General features: G+C 38.3%; 2 protein-coding genes. Both read left to right on the top strand.

Annotation, left to right across the window (positions count from 1 at the left end):
- Window positions 1-149: 149 nt before the first annotated feature.
- Complete coding sequence (locus tag IV64_RS07230) at window positions 150-365, top strand: hypothetical protein (RefSeq protein ID WP_014940860.1); 216 nt, start codon at window positions 150-152, stop codon at window positions 363-365.
- Between the two features lie 2 nt (window positions 366-367).
- On the top strand, window positions 368-1,164 hold a 797-nt coding region (locus IV64_RS07225; RefSeq protein ID WP_057706607.1), incomplete at its 3' end, for an ArdC-like ssDNA-binding domain-containing protein.

Here is a 1,164-nt window from a genome sequence, read left to right as displayed (position 1 = left end):
GCCATAAATTAAGTTTTGATTTTGATTAGAACCTGCCTACCGCCCTGCACGTTGTTTCGGTTGGTGAACTCGTCATTTAGGTTTACTTTTCAAAAACCAAAAAGTGAACCTAACCAACGAGTGTAATTGTAAAAGAAGGAGGATATATCATGAAAAATGAACTGGAAGCATTGGCAAGCGAATTACCTATTTTGACGGATAAAAGCAGTTATAAGTACCTATCGGAAATTGCGGGTAATGGCAAATATATTCAAGTTGCGTGGCAAAAAAAGAATGCTGAATATTTAGCACTTTACGGCACACAATCTATCAAGTTACCCCAAATTGATAATTCTGTAGAGTTTGTAGACGCCGAGGAGGTTTAAATATGCCAACTAAAGAAGAATGGAAGAAACAACTTGTAGATAATGCAGAACAACAAATTTTGAACTTAACTGATAGTGACAAGTTCAAGAACTATCTTAATACTGTGGCAAAATTTCATCGTTATAGCGCTAGAAATATTGATTTAATCTACTCTCAAAACCCAGAAGCTACTCAAATAGCAGGTTTTAAACAATGGAAAAATGATTTTAACAGATCAGTTAATAAGGGAGAAAAAGGGATCAGGATTGCGGCCCCTATGATTAAAAAACTAACTCCAGAGGATCAGAAAAGGCTTGATACGACCAAAGAAAAAGCCATAGTTGGTTATCGCTATATTCCAGTATTTGACATATCACAGACAAGCGGCGAACCAGTCCTAAGTGCTAAAGATTTTGTCAAAGAAAATTTAGCGGATCATAAAAACGTTACTAACCTATACAACGAACTCAAAAATTATTTGAATAACAATACTGATATTAAAGTCAGTGAAAAGAGATTGTCAGAACTTGGTGGCGCTAAAGGCTATTTTCAACCCAGCACTAATGAAATCGTCATCGGTAGCGATGAGCCCGACAATGCCTTGAAACTGGAGACGTTATATCATGAATACGCCCATAGCCAATTACACGGCTTAACGTCAGAATTTAAAGACCGGCCACGAGCCTATCAGGAAACCCAAGCCGAAGCGGTTGCGTACGTTGCCATGCAAAATATTGGCGTTGATACCAGCAACTACTCACTCGGTTACGTGGCCACCTGGGCTAAAGATAAAGCCGTGATCCATAGTGCTTTAAGTGA

The organism is Lactiplantibacillus xiangfangensis (assembly GCF_001438845.1).
Lineage (GTDB): Bacteria > Bacillota > Bacilli > Lactobacillales > Lactobacillaceae > Lactiplantibacillus > Lactiplantibacillus xiangfangensis.
This window is presented reverse-complemented; position numbering and strand designations above follow the sequence as displayed.